The sequence below is a fragment of the Bradyrhizobium sp. CIR48 genome, from assembly GCF_014198315.1.
Taxonomy (GTDB): domain Bacteria; phylum Pseudomonadota; class Alphaproteobacteria; order Rhizobiales; family Xanthobacteraceae; genus Bradyrhizobium.
This window is the reverse complement of sequence record NZ_JACIHG010000001.1, coordinates 554,950-578,133: the sequence shown is the minus strand read 5'-3', so window position 1 is coordinate 578,133 and position 23,184 is coordinate 554,950. Positions and strand designations below refer to the sequence as shown.

Here is a 23,184-nt window from a genome sequence, read left to right as displayed (position 1 = left end):
TTATCTATCTGGTCCGTTGCGGAGCAAATTCAATGCTGAGGTTACGCGTCACCACATGTTGAGCACGAGGCGCGCCTCGTCGCTCATGCGTTCCGGCGACCACGGCGGCTCCCAGACGACCTTGACGTCGACCACGCCGACGCCGGGGACGCTGGCAACCGCGTTCTCGACCATGGTCGGCAGCTCGCCGGCGGCCGGGCAGTTCGGCGTCGTCAGCGTCATCTGGACGTCGACGGAGCGGTCGTCCTTGATCTCGACCTTGTAGATCAGGCCGAGCTCGTAGATGTCGGCCGGGATTTCCGGGTCGAACACGGTCTTCAGCCCGGCGATGATCTCCGTGGTCAGCCGCTCGGTTTCCTCCGGCGGCAGCGCCGAATGGGTCTCCATCGGACTAGCTTTGATTTCGGCCGTGTCACTCATGCGAACAAATCCCGCGCCTTCAAAAGCGCCTGTGCCAGATGATCGACTTCTTCCAGCGTATTATACATGCCGAACGAGGCCCGGCAGGTGGCCGTTACGTTGAACCGCTCTAAAAGCGGCATCACGCAATGGGTGCCGGCGCGCACCGCGATGCCCTGGCGGTCGATCACGGTGGCGACGTCGTGGGCGTGCGCGCCCTTCAGCTCGAACGAGATCACCGGGCCCTTGCCCCGTGCCGTGCCGATCAGCCGCAGCGAATTGATCTCGCGGAGCCGATCCTGGGCATAGGTGGTGAGATCGTGCTCGTGCGCAGCGATGCGCTCCTTGCCGATCGAATTGACGTAGTCGATGGCCGCGCCAAGGCCGACGGCCTCGACGATCGCGGGCGTGCCCGCCTCGAATTTGTGCGGGGGATCGCCATAGGTGACGACCTCGCGCGAGACCTCGCGGATCATCTCGCCGCCGCCGTTGAAGGGACGCATCGCGACGAGGTGGTCGTACTTGGCCCAGAGAATACCGATTCCGGTCGGCCCATACACCTTGTGGCCGGTGAAGACGTAGAAATCGCAGCCGATGTCCTGGACATCGACGGGCAGATGCACCGCGCCCTGGCTGCCGTCGACCAGCACGGGAATGCCGCGGGCATGGGCGATCTTCACGACCTCCTTGACCGGCACGATGGTGCCGAGCGCGTTCGACATCTGCGTGATCGCGACCAGCTTGGTCCTGGCCGTCAGCAGCTTCTCGAACTCGTCGATGAGGAAATTGCCCTCGTCGTCGACCGGCGCCCATTTGATCACGGCACCCTGGCGTTCCCTCAGGAAGTGCCACGGCACGATGTTGGAATGGTGCTCCATGATCGAGAGGACGATCTCGTCGCCCTCTTTGATGTTCGGCCCGCCCCAGGACGAGGCAACCAGATTGATCGCCTCGGTCGCGTTGCGGGTGAAGATCACTTCTTCCGTACGGGGCGCGTTGATGAACTGCGCCACCTTGGTGCGGCCGCCCTCATAGGCTTCGGTCGCGGCATTGGCGAGGTAATGCAGGCCACGATGCACGTTGGCGTATTCGCTCGTATAGGCCTGCGTCATGCGGTCGAGCACGGCGCTCGGCTTCTGCGCCGAAGCGGCGTTGTCGAGATAGACCAGCTTCTTGCCGTAGACCTGCATCGCGAGCGCCGGAAAATCCTGGCGCACGCGCGCGACGTCGTAGGCACCGTTCTTGACTGCCGGATGCGTGCTCATGACCGCCGCTCCAGCCAGCGCTCGGCAATGCCGATCACGTGCTCGCGCAAACCGTCATCGGCGATCTGCTCGATCGCCTCGCCGACGAAAGCCTGGATCAGCAGCGCCTGGGCCTGCTTCTCCGGCAGGCCGCGCGCCTTCAGGTAGAACAACAGGCTGTCGTCGAGCGCACCGGCGGTCGCGCCGTGGCCGCAGGAGACGTCGTCGGCGAAGATCTCGAGCTCGGGCTTGTTGTCGGCCTCGGCTTCATCCGAGAGCAGCAGCGCGCGGGTCATCATCTTGCCGTCGGTCTTCTGCGCATCGGGACGGACGATGATGCGGCCCTGGAACACCGAATGGGCGCGATCGTCGATCACCGCACGGAAAACTTCGCGGCTGACGCAGTTCGGCACGGCATGGTCGACCACCAGCGTGGTGTCGCCATGCTCGGTCTTCTGCAACAGGTTGACGCCGTTGGCGGAGAGCTCGCTGCCCTCGCCCGCCAGCGTGATGAAGCCCTGGAGGCGGCTGACAGCAGCCCCGGTCGTCATGTTGAAGAAATTGAACTTCACATTGGCGCCGACGGTGACGAAGTGCGACGAGACGTTCAAGGCGTCGGGTGCATCGTCCATCAGGCGAATGTGTGCAACGTCGGCGTCATCGCCGACAGAAACGATCACGGCGTCATTGACCTGGTAGGCCGCAGCGCCTGCCGCAACGAAGCTCTCGACGATGGTGGCGCGCGCGCCCTTGCCGATCGTGACCTGCGAGCGGGTGAAGGCCGACGCCGATGTGGCGGTGGCGATGTGGATGATCTGGATCGGTGCGGACAGCTGTGCGCCATCGGCGATATCGAGCACGACGCCGTCGGTCGCCATCGCCGCGTTGAGCGAGATCACGGCATCGGTGGACGCGGTCTTCAACAGACCGGCATCCTTCTCCAACGTCTCCCGTAGCGTCTTGAAGCCGACCTCGGCGACAAATGCCTTCACGTCGGAAAGATCGGCTGCGAACACGCCGTCGACCAGCACCAGCTTGCGTGCGCCTGCGATCGCATGCGTCTTCACTGTGTCCGCGGCGAGCTTCAGCGCGGCCGCATCGGGCGCGGCTGCCAGCGGCAGCACCTCGCCGACCAGCGCGCGCAGGTCGGTGTATTTCCATTCCTCGATCCGGCGGTGCGGAAGGCCGAGACGCTCATAGGTCTCGAACGCCTCGCGGCGCACAGCGGTGACCGCGGACGAACCCGGCAGCCGGCCCTCGGCGCTGGTGAAGAGATCGCTCACCGCGCGGCCCTTTCCGGTCTTTGCCACAGCAACGTTCATCGCAAAATTCCTTACGCGGCATCCTCGAACTGGGCGTAGCCGGATGCTTCCAGCTCCAGCGCCAATTCCTTACCGCCGCTCTTCACGACACGGCCCTTCGACATCACGTGCACGACGTCGGGCACGATGTAGTTCAGCAGCCGCTGATAGTGGGTGATGACGACCATCGCACGCCCCGGCGAACGCAGCGCGTTGACGCCGTCGGCCGCGATGCGCAGCGCATCGATGTCGAGGCCGGAATCCATCTCGTCGAGGATGCACAGGCTCGGCTCGAACAGCGCCATCTGCAGCACCTCGTTGCGCTTCTTCTCACCGCCGGAGAAGCCGACATTGACGCCGCGCTTGAGCATGTCCTGCGGGATGTTCAACGACTTCGAGACCTCGCGGACCTTCTTCAGGAAGTCCGGCGTCGAATATTCATCCTCGCCGCGCGCCTTGCGCTGCGCATTCAGCGCGGTGCGCAGGAAGTTCATGGTGGCGACGCCGGGAATCTCGACCGGATACTGGAACGCCAGGAACACGCCCTTGGCGGCGCGCTCGTCCGGCGACATCTCGAGCAGATCCTCACCCTTGAACAGGATCTGGCCGTCGGTGACCTCGTAGCCGGGCTTGCCGGCGATGACGTGGGAGAGCGTCGATTTGCCGGAGCCGTTGGGCCCCATGATCGCATGGACCTCGCCCTCGTTCACGGTCAGCGTCAGCCCGTGGAGGATCTCACGCTCCTCGACACGAACCTTGAGGTCTTTCACTTCAAGCAAAGCCATTTTGGTGTCCAGTCTATTCAAATGATGCATGGAGCGCCTAAGCGCACCGCGAGGGTCGGTATTAACCGACCGACCCTTCAAGCGAGATCGAGATCAGCTTCTGCGCTTCCACCGCGAATTCCATCGGCAGTTGCTGCAGCACGTCCTTGACGAAGCCGTTGACGACGAGGCCGACCGCCTCCTCCTGCGAGAGACCGCGCTGGATGCAGTAGAACAGCACGTCCTCGGAGATCTTTGAGGTCGTCGCTTCGTGCTCGAACGTCGCCGAGGAGTTCTTGGCCTCGATGTACGGCACGGTGTGCGCGCCGCATTTATCGCCGATCAGCAGCGAGTCGCAGGCGGTGAAGTTGCGCGCGCCGGTCGCTTTCCGGTGCGCGGTGACGAGGCCGCGATAGGTGTTCTGCGACTTGCCGGCCGCGATGCCCTTGGAGATGATGCGGCTCGACGTGTTCTTGCCGAGATGAATCATCTTGGTTCCCGAATCGACCTGCTGGAAGCCGTTCGAGATCGCGATCGAGTAGAACTCGCCGCTCGAATTGTCACCGCGGAGAATGCAGCTCGGATACTTCCAGGTGATCGCCGAACCCGTTTCGACCTGGGTCCAGGAGATCTTCGAACGGTTGCCGCGGCAGTCGCCACGCTTGGTGACGAAATTGTAGATGCCGCCCTTGCCTTCCGAATTGCCGGGGTACCAGTTCTGCACCGTCGAATATTTGATCTCGGCATCGTCATGCGCGACGAGCTCGACCACGGCGGCGTGCAGCTGGTTCTCATCGCGCTGCGGCGCGGTGCAGCCCTCGAGATAGGAGACGTAGGCGCCCTTGTCCGCGATGATCAGCGTGCGCTCGAACTGGCCGGTGTTGCGCTCGTTGATGCGGAAATAGGTCGAAAGCTCCATCGGGCAGCGCACGCCCGGCGGCACGTAGACGAACGAGCCGTCGGAGAACACCGCCGAGTTCAGTGTCGCGTAGAAATTGTCCGAGGTCGGAACCACCGACCCGAGGTACTTCTGCACAAGCTCGGGATGCTCGCGGATCGCCTCCGAGATCGGCATGAAGATCACGCCGGCCTTCTTCAACTCCGCCTTGAACGTGGTCGCAACCGACACCGAATCGAAGACCGCGTCGACCGCGATCTTGCGGCGGGCGGGATCTTCTTCGCCGGGCTTGGGCTCGACGCCTTCGAGAATGGCAACTTCCCGCAAGGGGATGCCGAGCTTTTCGTAGGTCTTCAGGATCTCCGGATCGATCTCGTCCAGCGAGGTGACCGTCTTCTTCGGCTTCGGCGCGGCGTAATAATAGAGGTCCTGGAAGTCGATCTTGGGATAGTCGACGCGCGCCCAGGTCGGCTCTGTCATGGTCAGCCAGCGCCGATAGGCCTCGAGCCGCCACTGGAGCATCCAGTCGGGTTCGTTCTTCTTCTGCGAGATGAATTTTACGATCTCTTCCGAAAGCCCCTTGGGGGCCTTCTCGGAGTCGATCAGGGTCTCAAACCCATAACGATACTGGTCGACGTCGATGCGCTTCACGCGCTCGACCGTCTCTTGTACGGCTGGCATTCCATCCTCCGCTCGCGGTTTCAAGGACCGCGGTGGATCAAACTCGAACGATTATTACGGTGTCTATTACGATGTTTTTTGGCGGAAAGCACGTGCTTAGAACCGTTCAAGCCGTGTTTCATCGCTTAGCTCTTAAGTAGGGTATTACCGAGCTTTCGCCAAGCCTCTAACGCCCTATTGATGTCTTCGAGTTCCGTGGACCAGCCCAGACTGAGGCGCACCGCTCCCTGGGCCACGGCGGGATCGTACCCCATGGCCGACAGCACGTGGGACGGCTGGACCTTACCCGAGGAACAGGCCGAACCCGAGGAGACTGCGATGCCTTCGAGGTCGAAGCCGATCACGGCGGTTTCAGCCTTGAGGCCGGGCGCGGTGAAAAGGACGGTATTTGGCAACCGCGTCACCTCGTCCGAGAAGATCGTTGCGCCGGCGATTGCTCGGATGCCGTTTTCCAAGCGAGTTCTGAGGGTTGCCATCTGTTCCGCATCTTCGGAAAGAGTCTGAAGCGCGGCCTTCACCGCTGCGCCAAAGCCAGCGATTCCCGCAACATTCTCGGTTCCCGCGCGTCGGTTCAGCTCTTGGCCGCCTCCCCGCAACAACGGCTCCAGTCCCGTCAGTCCCTCCGCCACGACCAGAGCGCCGACGCCCTTGGGGCCGCCGACCTTATGTGCAGAAAAGGTCACAAGATCCGCGCCCATGACATTGATTTTAAACGGGATTTTGCCAAGCGCCTGGATTGCATCGACGTGCAGGAGGCCGCCGGCCTCGTGGACGATCCGGGCGATCTCGGCGACCGGCTGGAGCGCGCCGGTTTCGTTGTTCGCAGCCATGACGGAAACCAGTGCCGGAGCGCCGTCACCGAGCAGACTCGTGAGATGGTCGAGGTCAACCACACCGGAACGCGTCACCGGGATCGGGCTGACCCTGTCCGCCGGGAACCGGCCACCGGCCAGCACCGAAGCGTGCTCCACGGCCGAGACCAGCAGCCGCTCGACCGGGCCGCCGGATGACCGCCGCAGGCCAGGCGACAGCGCCAGCGCGTTGGCTTCCGTGCCTGCGGAGGTGAAGACGACGTTCCGCGGCAGCGCCCCTACCGCCACCGCGAGCGCGGCGCGGGCCTCCTCGACCAGCCGTCGCGCCTCCCGCCCCTCGGCATGGACTGAGGACGGGTTGCCGACCAGGTCCCAGGCGGCGAGCATCGCGCGTCGCGCTTCGGCGCGTAGCGGTGTGGTCGCATTCCAGTCGAGATAAACGCGGTTCCGCATCTAGTATTATATTACCTTGCTTGGGAAACTTGGCCCGTGGGGGCCCCTCCAGCTCGACATGGCGCCCCGACATGCGCTTGGCAACGGGCGATTCCAGATCCGCGACAGCCGATGACGCGACCATGACACGCTAACGCCTTGAGCCCATTGGGTGATGTTCAAGATGCTTGCTTTTTGACCCTCTGCCTATGTTAGAACCCGCACCGTCAAGTCACCGCACGCCTTCAGCGCATCACCGCAAGGCGCGCCTTCTCACCCTTCATTCGCGCTTCCGTCGGCACCTGCCGATGAGGCCACAATCGGTTGATTGCCGAGGATCGTCTCTCCAGCAAGTCAATCAAGAGATCATCGATGCCTGAAGTTATTTTCACTGGCCCTGCCGGCCGTCTCGAAGGCCGCTATCACCCGGCCAAGCAGAAGAACGCGCCGATCGCGATGATCCTGCATCCGCATCCGCAGTTTCACGGCACGATGAATCATCAGATCGTGTACCAGTGCTATTATGCGTTCGCGCATCGTGGCTTCTCGGTGCTGCGCTTCAATTTCCGCGGCGTCGGCCGCAGCCAGGGCTCGTTCGACCACGGCACCGGCGAATTGTCGGACGCCGCCGCAGCCCTCGACTGGGCGCAGACCATCAATCCCGAAGCGCGCGCTTGCTGGGTCGCCGGCTTCTCCTTCGGCGCCTGGATCGGCATGCAGCTTCTGATGCGCCGCCCCGAGGTCGAGGGCTTCATCTCGATCGCGCCGCCGGCCAACCTCTACGACTTCTCGTTCCTTGCGCCCTGCCCGTCGTCGGGCCTGATCGTGCATGGCGAGAAGGACGCGGTGGTGCCGCCGAAGGACGTCAACACGCTGGTCGAGAAGCTGAAGACGCAGAAGGGCATCGTGATCGACCAGCAGGTCATCCCCGGCGCCAACCATTTCTTCGACGCCAAGCTCGAGCCGCTGATGGAAACCATCACCGCCTATCTCGACATGCGGCTCGCGAACGTGCGCTGAGACCTTGTAGCCCGGATGGAGCGAAGCGAAATCCGGGAAAATCCATCCGCGGATACACGGCCCCGGATTGCGCTCCGCTCCATCCGGGCTACGAAGCCAAGGCTCGCAGCTCAAGCCAGCTTGAGCGCGGCGATCCCTGTCAAGACGAGCGCGATGCCGGCAAGCTTCATCGCGCTCAAGGTCTCGCCGAACAGCACCACGCCCATGACGAAGGTTCCGGCAGCCCCAATGCCGGTCCACACCGAATAGGCAACGCCAACCTCGAGCACCTTCAAGGCGCGCCCGAGCAGGAAGACGAAGGCCGCGAGCAACACCAGCGAAGCGATGCTCCAGCCCACCCGCGTGTAGCCTTCCGCGTACTTCATCGAGATCGCCCAGCCGACATCGAGCGCGCCGGCGATCACCAGCATCAGCCAGGCCATGGATTGTGACATCGGCTCGCCTCAGGCGGCGAGCTTGAGCAGATGGGCGTCGTGCCGCACCAGGAAAGCCCGCAGCAATTGCGGATAGTCGGCGCCGACCGCGGTGCGTACGCTCGGACGCTTCGCCAGCTCCGCACGCCACGCCCGCACCTTCGGAAGATCGCTGAAGATGCCGAGCTCGGTCAGTTCGTCGAACACATCGAAATAGCGGAAGACGGGTGCGAACACCGCATCGACCAGGCTGAACGCATCGCCTGCGAAATACGGGCCCGCGCCAAGCGCTGCCTCGACGCGCGCGAATTTCGCAGCGAGCGCCTGGCGCTTGGTTTCGAAGGTCGCCGGATCCGTCGTCGTCTCCAGTCCCCAGAGGTCGCCGAGGATCGCCGAGCCGAACTCCATCCAGGCGCGATGCTCGGCACGCTTCAGCGCATCCGCCGGATGCAGCTCGAGGCCTGCTTGCGTCTCCTCGATGTATTCACAGATCACGTTGCTCTCGAACAGCGCGACCTCGCCCTTGTCGGTCGTCACAACCAGCACCGGCACCTTGCCGAGCGGCGAGAGCTTTAAGAACCAGTCCGGCTTGTTGGCGAGATCGATATCGACCCGCTCGAACGGAACGCCCTTCTCCGTCAGCGCGATCACGGCGCGCTGCACGTAGGGACAAAGCTTGTGGCTGATCAGTTTCAGTGAAGCGGTCATGGCGCGATCCCGGCGGTTCGATGCAACTGCATCCAATATAAATGCACTTGCATGCACACGTCAAGATCAATGCAGTTGCATTGAACTGGCGTTACGGCCGAACCGGGAGTGGGTTGATCGCCATTCCGATCGCGATAAAGGCGACGCAGGCCGCCAGAATGGCCAGCAGGACAAGGGGACGAAACAGCCTTGGGGCCCTGCGGTGCAGCCAGCTAGACGGCAGTGATTGAACCGATAAGCCGCGGCGTACTGGATTCCCCGCCTTCGCGGGGAATGACTGCGTTCCTTGGAATTGCTTCCGCTGTCGCTCGCGATGACGGCGCGCGAACAACGGCCGCGCTCAGGGCCGCGCGATCACCCCGCCCGTCATCGGCATCGGCACGCCCGTGGTGGTCGGATAGGACAATGGCAGGCCCTTCAGCCCGCGCGCCGCGAGGAAGCCGAAGGCCTGGGCTTCGATGGCGTCGGAGGCCCAGCCGAGCGTCTCGGCGGCCTCGACTGTCGCCGATCCCACCCGCTCCCGCAGCATGCGGAGCATGGTGAGGTTGCGGGCGCCGCCGCCGCAGACGATCCAGCTGCGCGGCCGACGCGGGAGCAACGGGATGATGCGGGTGATCGCCGTCGCGGTGAAGGCGGTCAGGGTCGCCGCACCGTCGGCCGGCGCCACGTCGCCGAGCCTCAAGGCGGCAAAATCGTTGCGATCGAGCGATTTCGGCGGAGGCAGCGCAAAGAACGGCAGCTCCAGCGCGCGAGCGATCCAGACCTCATCGACCTTCCCGAGGGCTGCGAACTTTCCTTCCGCATCGAACGCCTGGTTCATGGTGCGGTACATGAAATCGTCCAGCAGCGCGTTGCCGGGGCCGGTGTCGCAGGCGATCAGCGTATCGTTGCCGTCGATATAGGTGATGTTGGAGACGCCGCCGATATTGACCACGACGATCGGGCCCTCGCGATCCAGCGAGTTGGCGAGCGCGCGGTGGTAGACTGGTACGAAGGGCGCCCCCTGCCCGCCGGCCTCGACGTCGGCGGCGCGGAAATCATGCATCACGGGGATATGGATCGCTTTCGCCAGCGCCGGGGCGTCACCGATCTGCACCGTCAGCCTACGCTCGGGGCGGTGCAGCACGGTCTGGCCGTGGAAGCCGACGATGTCGACATCCTCGGGCTTCATGCGGTTCTGGGCGAAGAAGGCGGCAACCGCCTCGGCGTGGGCCCGTGTCACCGCGCGCTCGGCCTCGGCCAGGATGCCTGGCCGGGCGTCACGTTGCGCCAGGTGCACAGCCTCGGAGAGGGCCTGACGCAGCAGATTGCGCTCCGCAGGGCTATAGGCCCGGTAGCCGGACGGCCCAAATGCCTTCACCTGTTTTCCATCGGTTTCGATCAGCGCGACATCCACCCCGTCCAGCGAGGTGCCGCTCATCAAACCGAGTGCCGTCAACATCATGGATCAGCGTCCTCAAGAGACCCCCTCCGGCATGCCGATCTTGTGCCAGAGGGACACATCTTATAATGCCACAGCGCCAAGTGGCGGGCAGCAATCGGGTTCCCACGGAAGACCCTTAAATTGCTCCCGAAACAGTAAACCAAGAATTGTTGGGCATGCCGACAGATGACTGCATTTAAATCGGATTTCCTCAATATCCTGCAGGAACGTGGTTTCATCCACCAATGCTCCGATTTCGAGGGGCTGGACGCGCTCGCCGCCAAGGGCGAGGCGACCGCCTATGTCGGCTACGATTGCACCGCCCGCTCGCTGCATATCGGCAATTACCTGACCATGATGATGCTGCATTGGCTGCAGCAGTCCGGCAACAAGCCGATCACGCTGATGGGCGGTGGCACCACCATGGTGGGCGATCCCTCCGGCAAGGACGAGACGCGCGCGATGCGCACCGTCGCCGAGATCGAGGCCAACAAGGAATCGATCCGCGGCGTGTTCGCGAAAGTGCTGCGCTACGGCAGCGGCGCAAGCGACGCCGTCATGCTCGACAATGCGGAGTGGCTGACCAAGCTGAACTGGATCGAGATGCTGCGCGACGTCGGCCGGCACTTCTCGGTCAACCGCATGCTGACCATGGACTCCGTCCGGCTGCGCCTCGAGCGCGAGCAGGAGATGAGCTTCATCGAGTTCAACTACATGGTCTGCCAGGCTTACGACTTCGTCGAGCTTGCCAAGCGCACCGGCTGCAAATTGCAGATGGGCGGCTCGGACCAGTGGGGCAACATCATCATGGGCGTCGATCTCGGCCGCCGCATGGGCACGCACCAGCTGTTCGCGCTGACGACGCCGCTGCTGACGACCGCATCGGGCGCCAAGATGGGCAAGACCGCGCAAGGCGCGGTCTGGCTCAACGCCGACGCGTTCTCGCCCTATGATTTCTGGCAGTATTGGCGCAACACCGAGGATGCCGACGTCGGCAAATTCCTGAAGCTGTTCACGACGCTGCCGATGGCTGAGATCAGAAAGCTCGAAGCGCTCGGCGGCTCGGAGATCAACGAGGCCAAGAAGGTGCTCGCCACTGAAGCGACCGCCCTGCTGCACGGCCGCGAGGCCGCGAAGGAGGCGGCGGAGACCGCCCGCCGCACCTTCGAGGAAGGTGCGCTGGCCGAAACCCTGCCGACGGTGGAAATTCCGCGGGGCGAGATCGACGCCGGCTTCGGCGTGCTCAACGCCTTCGTCAAGGCAGGCCTCGTTGCTTCCAACGGCGAAGCCCGGCGCCAGATCAAGGGCGGCGGCCTTCGCGTCAACGACGAGCCGGTCACTGACGAAAAGATGGCACTGTCGACAGACAATCTGACGCCCGAGGGCGTGATCAAGCTCTCCTTCGGCAAGAAGAAGCACGTCCTGCTTAAGCCTGCATAGGCGTATGAGCTTTTCGCTGCTTGTCAGGGCGCACGGATGCGCGCTCCCTGAAGGGCAATGGATCAGAACACGCCCAGGGAGAACGTTGCGAGCGATCAGCGGGACGCTGTTCGCACCGCGCTCGTCGTGCTCGCCCTGTGCTTCACGCTGGCCGTGCTTGGCCGCGGGCTCGGCGACAGCTTTACGGTGTTCCTGAAACCGATTTCGGAAAGTTTTGGCTGGGACCGCGCGCAGATCGTCTCGGTCTATTCACTGACCTGGCTCGCGAGCGGTCTCACTGCGCCCTTCGTCGGACGCCTGTTCGACCATTCCGGACCACGCATCGTCTATGCGCTCGGGCTGTTGCTGCTGGGCGCGGCGTTCCTGGTCGCAGCCCACGCGCAACATCTCTGGCAGTTCCAACTCTCGATCGGCCTCTGCGTCGGCATCGGCGTTGCCTTCATCGGCATCGTGCCGAACTCGATCCTGCTCGGCCGTTGGTTCGGGCCCCGTCTGCCGACTGCAATGTCGGTGGTGTATTCGGCGATGGGCGGCGGCGTGCTGGCGCTGCTGCCGGCCTCGCAGCTCCTGATCGATCACGTCGGCTGGCGCGACACCTACCAGCTATTCGGCTTTACGGCACTCGGCCTGTTGCTCCCGCTGATGCTGCTGCCGTGGCGGCTGTTCGCTGCGGGCTCGCCGCATGTCGTGAAAAGGACCGATCCTGATTTCGTCGACAATGGCTGGACCCTCCTTCGTGCCATGCGCCATCACGCGTTCTGGGCGCTGTTCTGGACCTTCTTCTTCACTGCCGTCGGCATGTACTCAATTGCCGCGCAGATCGTGGCCTATCTGATCGACGCCGGCTTCCCGCCGCTGCAGGCTGCGACCGCCTGGGGCTTCTCTGGCGTCGTGCTTGTGTTTGGCATGCTCGGCGTGTCCGCGCTCGACGGCCTAATCGGGCGCCGGCCGTCGGTGCTGCTGAGCTACGCGATCTCGATCCTCGGCATCGTCCTGCTGTGGCTGTTGCAGTATTCTCCGAACATCCTGCTGCTCACCGGTTTCGTCGTCTGCTTCGGCAGCATGATGGGCTCGCGCGGCCCGCTGATCAGCGCCACGGCGATGAGGATTTTCCAGGGCAAGCGGGTCGGCACCATCTACGGCACCATCTCGATCGGCAGTGGACTCGGCTCGGCGTTCGGCTCCTGGAGCGGCGGCCTGATCCATGACGCGACCCACGGGTATAACGCGCTGCTTGCTTTCGCACTTGCGAGCGTGGTGCTCGGGATGATCCCGTTCCTAATCGTGCCCGCCTTGCGGCGGTAAGTTTCCTGGAGGTAACTTGCGCGCGTCCGCGTCACCGGCAAATTACGGATGGGCGCGACGGGGAACACGCGCAAAAAGTGCGGTCGCACGCGGCTGAAATCGTGGCCTGCGGTGTTTTGTCCGACATGACGAAAATGTCAGGACGAATCGAGTGTGCACGGCTTGCAGGGCGAAACCGAATGCGGTCCAAGTCGCAGCATTGGATGGAGGGCACAAACCAATGAACTTTCCGTATCTCACTCGCTTTCAACCGGTTCTCTTGAGCCTGTTCCGCTTCGTCACCGGATTGCTGCTGTTCCAGTACGGCATCGCAAAGATCTTCAAGTTTCCGGTGCTCCCCTACTTCGCCAACATCCCGCCGCTGATCTGGACGGCCGGTGCGCTCGAGCTCGTGCTCGGCGCGCTTCTGATGCTCGGCTTGTTCACCCGCCTCACCGCTTTCATTCTCTCGGGCGAAATGGCCTTCGCTTACTTCATGGGCCACATGCTCAAAGGCGAAGCGCCTGTGTTCCTGCCGCTGCTCAATGGCGGCACCGCAGCAATCCTGTTCTGCTTCGCCTGCCTCTACCTCGCGGCCGCCGGCGGCGGTTCGGTCAGCGTAGATGCGCTGATGGGCAAGGAGAGCGACGCGGCGGGCGACGCCTACGCACGGCGCTGAGGCGCTCGCTAGTTAACCTGAAAGCAAGTCGGCACCGGCGGATCTGCCGGTGCCGACTCAGCGCGCGCCCAGCAGGTTCCAGATCAGGACGAGGGCAGCCACGAGCAGCACGGCCATGACGACGCGGTGAACGAATCGGTTCATTGCCGCTCCGGCCCGGCTCGGTCACCACCAAATTCCGACATCATCTGTCTCGACGACCTGACGCGCCACGCACTGGCACAGCGCGATTCCGCCTGCATGCTTGCGCATCCGGCTGCGGACGCTGCGCGCGCGGCAGCACGTCGCACGCGTCCATTCATGATTGGTAAGAACTTCATGCTACCGACGCGAGCAATAACAACCATTTCTTTCGAGGCCGCGATGAAGCTGATGAGTCATCTCAAGATCCGGACCAAGCTCGCCAGCATGGTCTGTCTTTCAGCTCTCACAGTCACGGCCATCATCGGCGTATCGTCCGTCCTCAGCAAGAGCCGCATGATGGAGGATCGCGTCCAGCAGATGCGGACTGCGGTAGAGCTGCTCTACAACTACGCGCAATCGCTTCAGGAAGAGGTTGCCGCCGGCAAGCTGACGCCGGCCGATGCCAAGGCCCAGTTCCACCAGCGTGGCCGCCGCATGAACTTCAACGGCAACCAGGGCTACCCCGTTGTCTACAACCCCGACACCTCCATCCTGGTGAACGGCGCCAACCAGCAGCTGGAAGGCAAGATCACTGGGGCCAAGGACTCTAACGGCGTCTTGATCGCCGACGCCATCATCAAGGCCGGCGGCGAGACCGCACAGGGCGGAGTGACCTCCTATCTCTACCCCCGCCCCGGCCAGACCGAGCCCGTGCGCAAGACCGTCTTCGCGCGCAAATTCGCGCCCTGGAACGCGACCATCAGCTACGGTCTCTATGTCGACGACATCGACGCCGACGTGCGTGCCCTGACGCTGGAGCTTGCCGCGATCGGCATCGGCCTGATGCTGCTGATGGCGACGCTGTCCTGGCTGATCGCCCGCGACGTACTCGGCGCGCTCGACCGCCAGAAGAACCGCATGCAGGAGATTTCGCAAGGCGCCATCGACAAGCCGGTCGAGGAGACCGACCGCGGCGACGAGATCGGCCGCATGGCCGAGACGCTTGAAGTCCTGCGTCAGACCGCGCTGACGGCGCGTAACCTGGAAGCCGAGCAGGTCGCCACCAAGACCCGCAGCGAGCAGGAAAAGCGCGACGCCCTGATCGCCCTCGCCGATCGCTTCGATGCCTCCGTCGGTCAGCTCGTCGGCCTGATGGCCTCCGGCTCCGGCGAGCTCGAGACCACCGCCAAGTCGATGTCATCCACGGCCGAAGGCACCAACCGCCGCGCCGCCGTGGTCGGCACGGCCGCCACCGAGGCGAGCCAGCGCGTCCAGACCGTCGCGGCTGCCGCCGAGGAGCTCTCCTCCTCCATCACCGAGATCAGCCGCCAGGTCGCTCAGTCTGCAGAAGTCACGGGCCGCGCGGTCGACAGCGCGCGCCGCACCGACACCATCGTGCGTGCGCTCTCGGACGGCGCCCAGCAGATCGAGCACGTCGCCGAGCTGATCTCCAGCATTGCCGCACAGACCAACCTGCTCGCACTCAACGCCACCATCGAGGCCGCGCGCGCCGGTGAAGCCGGCCGCGGCTTTGCCGTCGTCGCTTCCGAGGTGAAGTCGCTGGCGAGCCAGACTGCCGAAGCCACGCGCGAGATCGGCGACAAGATCGCCCAGATCCAGGGCGCGACCAAGGAGGCCGTCGACGCCATCGGCGGCATCACCGCCACCATCGAGGAGGTCAGCCGCATCGCCACCTCGATCGGGGCTGCCATCGAGGAGCAAGGCGCCGCCACCGCCGAGATCGCCCGCAGCGTCTCGCAGACGGCGGAAGCTACCAAGGAAGTCACCACCAATATCGGCGGCGTCTCGACCGCCGCGAACGAGACCGGCAACGCCGCCGGCATGGTGCTCGCCGCCGCCTCGAACCTGTCCAAGCAGGCCGAACAGCTCTCCGGCGAAGTCGGGACATTCCTCGCAGGCGTGCGCGCCGCCTAACGCGTCACTCCAGAATCAAGACATTTGGCGCGAGAGCGTCGCCACATTCGTCATGGCCGGGCTTGTCCCGGCCATCTACGTTTTTGGCCGCGACGAAGAATGTGGATGCCCGGCCTTCGCCGAGCCGAAGTCGCTCCGGTCGCGCAGGCGGGACAAGCCCGGGCATGACGGGCACTTGGGACTATGGGTGGTTACCGCCGTGTCAGGCTACAGCCGCTCGAGAGCTGGCGCGTCGACCCGGTCGAACCGTCGTTCGACTGCGAGGGGAATTCCTCGAACGGCGAGTTCTGCTTGCCGGTGTTGAACTCGAAGATCTTGCGGAACAGGCCGGGGGCCATCGCCGAGATCGGATTGACGCGCATCACGGGCGCAGCCGGTGTGCCGACGACCTCATAGGTCACGCCGATCAGCCCTTCATTGTTGCCGCCGCCGAGGAAGATGCCGAACAACGGGATCTGGCCGAAGATGTTGTTGACGCCATACATCGGCACGAAGGTGCCGCTCATGCAGACCTGGTTGCCGGGATAGTCGATCGAGCCCTCGATGGTGGCGCCGATCATGGGACCCTTGACCACGCCGTCACGGACCGTCAGCGCACCGTTCTGCCGGGTGAACTCGGCGCGGAGCGCACTGAACGAGACGCCGTTGCCGGTGCCGTTGGGCGCGCCAGCGGCGACGCGTTCGAGCTGCGCCTCGCCCTTCACCGTGAAGTCGCGGACGTTGATGAGGCCCTCGCGCGAGGTGTTCGGCTCGGATGTCGGCGGCTCCATCGCCACCACCATCTGGCCGCCGACCGCCTTGGTATAGGTATCGGTGAACCGCAGCAGCGCGCCGGCATCGTTGGTCTGGAGGTAGATCACCTCGCGGTTGCCTTGCGCACGGCCGCCGCGCAGGTCAGCCGCCACCGGCGTGTCTTTGCCGACCTTGCCGCTCAGCGTGAACGCCTTGATGGCACCATTGCGTTTCGACATCTTGGCATCGACGCTGCGCATCGCCTCACCGTTGAAACCGGCGACGGCGCCGAGCTTCACGTCGATGTCGAAATCGACGTTCTTCATCTTGTTCTTGTCGTCCTTGGAATTGCCGGAGATCGCCGACTTCAGGAAGCCGCGACCGTCAAACACGTCGCCGCGCATCGTGCCCTTGATGACGCCATCCTGGCTGCGCTCCACCTTCAGCGACGCCTTGTCGCCATCGGACGGCGAATAGGTCGGGAAGTTCGCGTTCATGAGATCGCCGTTCGCGTCGACCTCGAGCGAGCCCTTGATCGAGGCGCCACCGCCTTCGATGACGATGTCTTCCAGACGCGTCGATTGCGCGGTCGGCACGACCTTGAAGCTGGCCTTGCCCGACTTGCCCGGCAGCTTGACCCAGCCGGGCAGGATATTGTCGAGCTTCACCGAGGTCAGGTCGGCCTCGACGCCGAGCTTCGTCGTCTGGTCGGGACCGCCGGCGATCTTGCCCGACAGCTTGATCGGCAAAGATCCGCTGACGGCGGGGCTGAGATCGAATCCCAGGCGCGCCCGGCTCGCATCGTCCAGCGTCGCCTGCAACCTGACATCCGCGTCGCCCTCGGCGGGCTTGCGATAGTCGAGCGAGGCCGCCTGCCCGTTGATCTTGACGTCGCCCTTGACCTGATAACCCGCGTTGCTCGCGACGATCTTGAGAGTGTTGGCCTCCAGCTTCTGGTTCATCACCAGCTTGTCGGCTGCAAAACCGTTGAGATCGGCGGTGACGGCGTAGGTCGTGTCCGCCTTGGTCAGCTCGCCCTTGACCGGCAGGCCGAGCTGGATGTTCGCCGTGAACGTCCCCTTGCTGGTGTTGGGATCGACGACGGTCGATGACAGATCACTCAGGCGATCATTCGAGAGCATCTCGGCCGCCGCAGGCACGGGTCCGTCGACGCGGAACCTGGTCCGCGACGGCGACGGCTTGGGCGCCATATCCGGCACCTCGAAGACGAAATCGGAAATCGTGACCTTGCGGCCGGCGGGCGTATCGGCGATGCCCTGCCCGATGGTCACGGTCGCGGTGCGGCCGGTCACGCGCGCCTTCAGATCGGCATCGTGCACAACGGGCATGCCGTCTACGGGACGGACCGCGACGCCGCTCGCGACGATGTTGACCGAGAGGCCGTCGTCGGGAATCGGCGGGCCCTTGCGCGGAAGGTTCTTCGTCGGCGAATTGACGCCGATCTCGATGCGCTGGAGCGTACCGCGCTCGATCCGCTCGATCACCCATTCGCGCAACTCGGGAACGACCAGCGTCGGCCACATCCGCTTCAGCGCGGAGGCCGACATCGGCGTTCCCGCAAAGCCCAGCGTCAGCCGCGGCTCGCCGGAATAGTCGATCGCACCCGTGCCGGCGACACCGATCTCGCCATTGCTGATGTCGGCCTGCGTCAGCAAGAGGCGCTTGTGGTCGGTGTCGAAGCGGAAGCCGATCGCGATGCGGTTGAAGACGAGCGGCGGCTCGTTGTCGATGCCGCCGAGCAGGATCGAACCGCCGCTGAAGCCGAGCTGCCAGTCATTGATGGTGCCGTTGGGCGGCTCCAGATGAGCCAGAAGCGTGAGGCGGTTCGCGCCCGACAGGACCTTGAACGGTGCCACCAGCACCCGCCGATTGGCGTCCCACTCGACGTTGATCTCGGCCTGGTCGATCGCCATCGGATAGTCCGGCGTGTCGGTGTCGATGATATTGCCGGCGCCGACCGCGATCTTGCCGCGGAAGAAGGTCGGCACGCCATCGCGGCCGAGCTCGCCCTTGAGCTCGCCCGTCAGCGGCAGGTCGGCGGTGTAGGTGAGATCCTTGACCCGCAGTGCCAGGAGGATGTTGGAGGTCGAGACCTTGTCGGCCTTGATGTCGACCGAGCGCACGCCGTTCTCGGCCGGCCCGATCGTGGCACGCAGCATCCACGGGCGCGCGCCCTCTTCGCCCAGGCTGAGCGTGACGCCACCCCGGCTCGGCCGACGCAGGCTGAGCGTGATGTTCTCAAACGACCATTTGCTGCCGCGCTGCTGATCGTCGACGATCAGATTGCCGTTCTTCAGGCCGATCTCGTTGAGATTCTGGCCGTCGAGGCCGGTCATGCTCAGACTGTCGAGCCAGTCGAGGCCCTGAAGGATGCCGCTTTGTGCCATCGCCTGAGGCGGGCCTTGAGAGGCGGCTTGGGATGGATCCTGGCTCGCGGGCGCCGTGGCGAATGGCGGCGGCGGGACGCCGTTGCGCGGGAATGTCGGCGGCAGACCCGCGTCCTTCTTCGAGGCGACGCCGGTTGCCAGCGGCTTTGCGGTATCGCCGGCGGACACGGTGACGGTACCGTCGGGCGCGATGCGGATCGCGAGTTCGGCATCGACCAGATTGAGGCTCTCGGCGCGCAGGTGACCCATCAGCAGGCCGGCACCCGATAGCTTCACTTCAGCCTTCGGCGCGCTGGCAACGATGGCGTGATCGCGATCGCGGACGATGATGTCTCGGATGCGGACGGCGATGCGGACCCGGCCGGCGCGCTCGATCTGTGTGCCTCCGATCTCAACCGTGTTGCCGTGACCGATATTGTCTTCGATCGCGGCCGCCAGCCATGGCGTTGCAATGTCGAGATTGATGGGGCCGGCACCGAGCCGCCACCACAGCGCACCGAAGCAGCCGATGAAGATGACGGCGAGAGTCCCGACGACAAGGACGACGCGCTTCAGCCAGCGATCGGCAGCCAGCCAGCGGCGTAGCGCCCCAAACCCGTCACCGAAGCGATGAAAGCCCGAATTGGAACGCGACAGCAGCCGGCGCGCGCGATGGCCCGCGGCCGCCTCCTGATCCGGATCCCAATCGGCGTCGTCCCATTCCTGCGGCTGTTGCTGAACGCCGCGCCGATCGAAGTCCCGATTATAATCCTGGGGCGACTTATTCCTTGCCATTGCCTCTCGATACAGGCGCCCGTCATAGGATTGAGCGCCGCCGGGACTGCAGCCGTCCGCGGGAAGCGAAGCTCCCTGCGCCGGCATTGCCGCCATACCTCGAATATTCCTGCTGTTCGTCATTTCGCCCCGGGAGCGCGTTCAACGAGCAGTGGGGTGGTGCGTGGAATTCCTTGTAACCATACTCCGGCGCCGCCAGACTTGCCCAGCCGAGGGCGCGATTCCGGCACACCGGACGAGAGCTGCAATACCGTTTCGGTTGACCCGCCGAAAGCGTCGAAAGGAAGGCGTATGTCCAAGAAATCCCGAACGAAATCGTCCAAAACGCCCTCCGGCAGTCCGACGGCTAAAAAGCAGGCCCCGAAAACGCGGGCCTCTACTCCGACAAAGTCCGCGAAAACGCCGCGGACACCGGCGAGCAAATCAACCGGGACCTTAGCAAAAGCAGGATCACATACGGCCGCATCGAAACAGTTAAATTCCTCCAAATCGGTGTCTCCGCCCGCCAAGGCGAAGTCGGGCCTGACCGAGGGCCAGAAGGCCCCCGCCTTCCGCCTGCCCCGCGACGGCGGCGAGGTCGTCACATTGGCGGACTATGCCGGCCGAAAGCTCGTCCTGTTCTTCTACCCCCGCGCCGACACCCCGGGGTGCACCCGGGAGGCGATCGACTTCACTCGCCTCGCCGGTGCCTTCGCGGCTGCCGACACTGCCGTGCTCGGCGTCTCCGCCGATCCGTTAAAGGCTCAGGAGAAGTTTCGCGACAAGCACAAGCTCGGTATCCCCCTGATCTCGGATGAGACGCACCAGATGCTGGAAGCCTATGGCGCCTGGGGCGAAAAGTCCATGTATGGCAAGAGCTTCCTCGGGATTCTTCGCACCACGATACTGGTCGGGGCCGATGGCAAACTGGCCAGGATCTGGCGCAATGTCCGGGTCGACGGTCATGCCGACGAGGTGCTGGAAGCGGCAAGAAGTCTTTAACCAGTCCTTTAAATTCGCGCGTTCCCGTTTCCGGAAAATTAACCATGACCGCCCAGATTGCTGCGGCAATTAGGCCGTACGGACTCATCCGACCGGCGCGGGAGTGCCGATGTCGAAAAGTTCTGCCCAATACTCGCAGTACGCCCAACATCATCCTCACGACCGCGGACGGGCCTCCCAACGCCGTCCTGCCCCCGCGGCAACCGCAGCGATTCCCCTTCCCGCGACCGACGACGCCTACACCATCGTCCATGCCGGCAAGCAGGTTCGATTCGGGCCCGTGGTGTTCTGGATCGTGGTCGGCACGGTGGTGCTCCTCGGTCTCTGGTCGGCGGCAACCGCTACCTATTTCGCTTTCCGTGACGACGTCCTGACCCGGCTGATCGCCCGCCAGGCCGAGATGCAATACGCCTATGAGGACCGCATCGCCGAGCTGCGCGCCAAGGTCGACCGCACCACCAGCCGCCAGTTGCTCGACCAGGAACAGTTCGACCAGAAACTCGACCAGATCATGAAGCGCCAGACGGCGCTGGAGTCCCGGGCGACGGCACTTGGAGCCATGCCTGATGTAACCGGCTCGATTCCGCGTGCGACGCCCCAGCGCGGCGATTCGAGCCAGAATACGCCGAAGCCCTCGCCGATCAGCGACACCGTGATCTTCGTGGCGCCTCCGGACCGTGAGGCCCGCCTGGAATCGCGCGCACCCACTGTCGCAGCGCCCCCGACCAGCCAATTCGCCAAGAACCAGGGTTTCGACAACGTCCTGGTCCGGCTCACGACCTCGCTCGACCAGGTTGAACGGCGCCAGATGGCGGCGCTCAGCGCCGTCGAGGAGGGCATGGATTCACGGATGCGCCGGATGCGCGGCGTCGTCAGCGATCTCGGCCTGAATCTCGCCAATCTCGAATCCGCCGTGCCGCGCACCGCGATGGGTGGTCCGTTCGTGCCGGTCAAACTGACGGCCAACGCCGGACCGTTCGAGAAGCAGCTCTATCGCATCAACACCACGCGCGCCGAGATGGACCGTCTCAACCGCACGCTGGCGCTGGTGCCCTACCGCAAGCCCGTCATCGGCGAGGTCGAGTTCACCTCCGGCTTCGGCGTCCGCAGCGATCCCTTCCTCGGCCGGCCCGCGATGCATACCGGGCTCGATTTCCGCGCTGCCACCGGCGATCCGGTTCGCGTCACCGCCAACGGCAAGGTGGTGTCGGCCGGCTGGTCCGGCGGTTACGGCCGCATGGTCGAGGTCGACCACGGCAACGGACTTTCGACCCGCTATGGCCATCTCTCCGAGATCAACGTCAGGGTCGGCGAGACCGTGAAGATCGGCCAGGTCGTCGGGCTGGTCGGGTCGACCGGTCGTTCCACCGGTCCCCATCTGCACTACGAGACCCGCATCGAGGGCGAAGCGGTCGATCCGCAGAAGTTCCTCCGCGCCGGCGTGCGTCTCAGCGCGGGCTAAGCCCGCGACCAAAGACGCCTGTACATGATCACTGGCTGCGCTCGTGGCCGACCTCGCCGGTGATGACGTCGCCGAACAGCTCCCAGGCTTGCCCGTTGAAGCGCATCAGCTGCATCTGCTCGATCGGGAAATAATCGTCCGGTGAGGTGTTGACCATGATGCCCGGCAGCATCAAGGCGGTGTGATAATCTTTCAGGTTTGCCGCCTGCTTCATGACGTTTTCGCGGGTGAGATTATCGCCGCACTGCTTCAGCACCTGCGCCATAGCCTCGGCCTGGACATAACCGTAGACGTTGTTGGAATTGGTCTTGTCGCCGTCGGGGTAATATTTGTCCATGAACTCCCGCCATTTCACCACGGCCGGATCCTTGTCCCAAGCCGGGTCGGTCGGATCTTTCAGATAGATGGTCGAGATGATGTCCTTGGAGTAGTCGAGCCCGGCCGGCTTGAGTACCGAGGCGACGGAGGTCGCGGTGTTGGCCAGGAAGAATTTCGGTTTCCAGCCGAGCTCGCCGACCTTCCGGATCGCCTGCGCCGAGCCCTTCGGCGCGGCCCATGAGAAGAAGATGTCGGCACCGGAATCGTGCAGGGCCACGATCTGCGAGTCGATCGAGGGATCGCTGACCTCGTAGGACTTGTCGGCGATGATCATATTGGCCTTGTCGCCGAGACCGTCCTTCAAACCCTTGAACTGGTCCTTGCCGGCGTCGTCATTCTGCCAGAAGACGGCGATCTTGCTGCTCGGGAAATGATCGCGAATGTACTTGGCGTAGATGCGTCCTTCGCTCTGGTAGTTGGGCTGGAAGCCCATGGTCCACGGGAAGTTCTTGGGGTCGCCGAACTTGGTGCCGCCGGACGCGACGAACAGCTGCGGCACCTTCTTGGCGTTCATGTATTTCATGATCGCGGAATTCGAGGGCGTGCCGAGCGGCTGGAAGATCAACAGCACCTCGTCGCTCTCGACCAGCTTGCGCGCCTGCTCGATTGCCTTCGGCGGCGAATAGGCGTCGTCATAGCTGATGAAATTGATCTTGCGCCCGTTGATGCCGCCCTGATCGTTGATCATCCTGAAGAAGGCGGCCTCGGTCTTGCCGATCACACCATAGGACGACGCCGGCCCGCTATAGGGCATGATGTTGCCGATCTTGATTTCTGTGTCGCTGGCGCCGGGGTCGTATTTTTTCTGCGCCGAGACCGGTGTTGTGATGAGCACTCCGGCAGCAAGCATGGCGAGGGCAGCAAGGTTTTTGCGACGACCCGGCATCGGTCTC

At 64.0% G+C, this 23,184-nt stretch carries 18 protein-coding genes; 7 read left to right on the top strand and 11 right to left on the bottom strand.

Annotated elements, in window-relative coordinates:
* Positions 1-48: 48 nt before the first annotated feature.
* The 6 genes from GGD66_RS02840 to GGD66_RS02815 form a co-directional block, all read right to left on the bottom strand.
* On the bottom strand, positions 49-420 hold the full coding sequence (locus GGD66_RS02840) for an SUF system Fe-S cluster assembly protein (RefSeq protein ID WP_018323035.1): 372 nt from the start codon (positions 418-420) through the stop codon (positions 49-51).
* Positions 417-1,664: a cysteine desulfurase gene (locus GGD66_RS02835; protein WP_183256825.1), complete on the bottom strand. Its 1,248-nt coding sequence runs from the start codon at positions 1,662-1,664 to the stop codon at positions 417-419. The genes GGD66_RS02840 and GGD66_RS02835 overlap by 4 nt, the downstream gene beginning before the upstream one ends.
* Positions 1,661-2,965 (bottom strand): Fe-S cluster assembly protein SufD, encoded by a 1,305-nt coding sequence (sufD, locus tag GGD66_RS02830; RefSeq protein ID WP_183256824.1) that lies wholly within the window; start codon positions 2,963-2,965, stop codon positions 1,661-1,663. Before sufD ends, GGD66_RS02835 begins: the two co-directional genes overlap by 4 nt.
* An 11-nt stretch (positions 2,966-2,976) precedes the next feature.
* Complete coding sequence (sufC, locus tag GGD66_RS02825; RefSeq protein ID WP_020508824.1) at positions 2,977-3,729, bottom strand: Fe-S cluster assembly ATPase SufC; 753 nt, start codon at positions 3,727-3,729, stop codon at positions 2,977-2,979.
* 61 nt (positions 3,730-3,790) lie between these two features.
* Positions 3,791-5,287: a Fe-S cluster assembly protein SufB gene (gene sufB, locus GGD66_RS02820; protein ID WP_183256823.1), complete on the bottom strand. Its 1,497-nt coding sequence runs from the start codon at positions 5,285-5,287 to the stop codon at positions 3,791-3,793.
* 125 nt (positions 5,288-5,412) lie between these two features.
* Positions 5,413-6,552 carry a cysteine desulfurase family protein gene (locus GGD66_RS02815; protein ID WP_183256822.1) on the bottom strand — a complete coding sequence of 380 codons (1,140 nt, stop codon included), beginning with the start codon at positions 6,550-6,552 and terminating at the stop codon, positions 5,413-5,415.
* Between the two features lie 351 nt (positions 6,553-6,903).
* On the opposite strand from GGD66_RS02815, the gene GGD66_RS02810 reads away from it, so the two are divergent.
* Positions 6,904-7,551, top strand: a complete 648-nt coding sequence (locus tag GGD66_RS02810) for an alpha/beta hydrolase (protein WP_014495555.1) — start codon at positions 6,904-6,906, stop codon at positions 7,549-7,551.
* 110 nt (positions 7,552-7,661) lie between these two features.
* On the opposite strand, the gene GGD66_RS02805 is transcribed toward GGD66_RS02810, so the two are convergent.
* The 3 genes from GGD66_RS02805 to GGD66_RS02795 form a co-directional block, all read right to left on the bottom strand.
* Positions 7,662-7,985 (bottom strand): multidrug efflux SMR transporter, encoded by a 324-nt coding sequence (locus GGD66_RS02805; protein ID WP_018323029.1) that lies wholly within the window; start codon positions 7,983-7,985, stop codon positions 7,662-7,664.
* A gap of 9 nt (positions 7,986-7,994) precedes the next feature.
* A complete protein-coding gene (locus GGD66_RS02800; protein ID WP_183256821.1) occupies positions 7,995-8,672 on the bottom strand; it encodes a glutathione S-transferase family protein in 678 nt (225 codons plus the stop codon).
* Between the two features lie 340 nt (positions 8,673-9,012).
* A complete protein-coding gene (locus GGD66_RS02795; protein WP_183256820.1) occupies positions 9,013-10,116 on the bottom strand; it encodes an anhydro-N-acetylmuramic acid kinase in 1,104 nt (367 codons plus the stop codon).
* A gap of 165 nt (positions 10,117-10,281) precedes the next feature.
* Here GGD66_RS02795 and tyrS point away from each other — a divergent pair, with 165 nt between their 5' ends.
* The 4 genes from tyrS (at position 10,282) to GGD66_RS02775 (ending at position 15,556) form a co-directional block, all read left to right on the top strand.
* Positions 10,282-11,535 (top strand): tyrosine--tRNA ligase, encoded by a 1,254-nt coding sequence (gene tyrS / locus GGD66_RS02790; RefSeq protein ID WP_183256819.1) that lies wholly within the window; start codon positions 10,282-10,284, stop codon positions 11,533-11,535.
* Positions 11,536-11,592: 57 nt separating this feature from the next.
* Positions 11,593-12,840, top strand: coding sequence for an MFS transporter (locus GGD66_RS02785; RefSeq protein WP_018323025.1), 1,248 nt, complete (start codon positions 11,593-11,595; stop codon positions 12,838-12,840).
* Positions 12,841-13,060: 220 nt separating this feature from the next.
* Positions 13,061-13,498, top strand: coding sequence for a DoxX family protein (locus GGD66_RS02780; protein ID WP_179730583.1), 438 nt, complete (start codon positions 13,061-13,063; stop codon positions 13,496-13,498).
* A gap of 363 nt (positions 13,499-13,861) precedes the next feature.
* Positions 13,862-15,556, top strand: a complete 1,695-nt coding sequence (locus tag GGD66_RS02775; protein ID WP_183256818.1) for a methyl-accepting chemotaxis protein — start codon at positions 13,862-13,864, stop codon at positions 15,554-15,556.
* A 191-nt stretch (positions 15,557-15,747) separates the two neighbouring features.
* On the opposite strand, the gene GGD66_RS02770 is transcribed toward GGD66_RS02775, so the two are convergent.
* A complete protein-coding gene (locus tag GGD66_RS02770; protein WP_183257141.1) occupies positions 15,748-19,557 on the bottom strand; it encodes a DUF3971 domain-containing protein in 3,810 nt (1,269 codons plus the stop codon).
* 204 nt (positions 19,558-19,761) lie between these two features.
* On the opposite strand from GGD66_RS02770, the gene GGD66_RS02765 reads away from it, so the two are divergent.
* On the top strand, positions 19,762-20,451 hold the full coding sequence (locus GGD66_RS02765; RefSeq protein ID WP_092262057.1) for a peroxiredoxin: 690 nt from the start codon (positions 19,762-19,764) through the stop codon (positions 20,449-20,451).
* Between the two features lie 109 nt (positions 20,452-20,560).
* Positions 20,561-21,913: a M23 family metallopeptidase gene (locus tag GGD66_RS02760; protein WP_183256817.1), complete on the top strand. Its 1,353-nt coding sequence runs from the start codon at positions 20,561-20,563 to the stop codon at positions 21,911-21,913.
* A gap of 28 nt (positions 21,914-21,941) precedes the next feature.
* Here the strand turns inward: GGD66_RS02760 and GGD66_RS02755 are convergent, their stop codons facing one another.
* Complete coding sequence (locus tag GGD66_RS02755) at positions 21,942-23,177, bottom strand: ABC transporter substrate-binding protein (RefSeq protein WP_183256816.1); 1,236 nt, start codon at positions 23,175-23,177, stop codon at positions 21,942-21,944.
* Positions 23,178-23,184: the final 7 nt, after the last annotated feature.